The following is a 252-nucleotide window of genomic DNA, read 5'->3' on the forward strand; positions in this document are numbered from 1 at the left end:
GAAAAGGAGAGGGAAGTGATTCTTCAGCTTACTAGCTATCATGGCGGCCAAATATCAGTGAACTTCACCCACGTTGTTCATTTCCAAGCAAACCCCAGCGGCGGAACACAAATACAGGTGCTTGGAGGCGCAAAGGCCATTCATGTGACTGAATCGTATGCCCAAGTCACTCAGATCCTGGCGAAGGGCCGCTAAATACTTCCTGGCGACTGTCGCCGGCGCGACCGCCGGCTTCAGAACAGAATCCCGTTG

Annotated in this window: 1 protein-coding gene; it reads left to right on the forward strand. The window is 53.2% G+C overall.

All coding sequences use genetic code 11. The features are described from left to right. Positions 1 to 195 (forward strand): hypothetical protein (locus tag WDW90_RS40245; RefSeq protein WP_336493129.1); only part of this gene is annotated, 195 nt, incomplete at its 5' end. Positions 196 to 252: the final 57 nt, after the last annotated feature.

The sequence above is a fragment of the Methylobacterium nigriterrae genome (assembly GCF_037106235.1).
Classification (GTDB): Bacteria; Pseudomonadota; Alphaproteobacteria; order Rhizobiales; family Beijerinckiaceae; genus Methylobacterium; species Methylobacterium nigriterrae.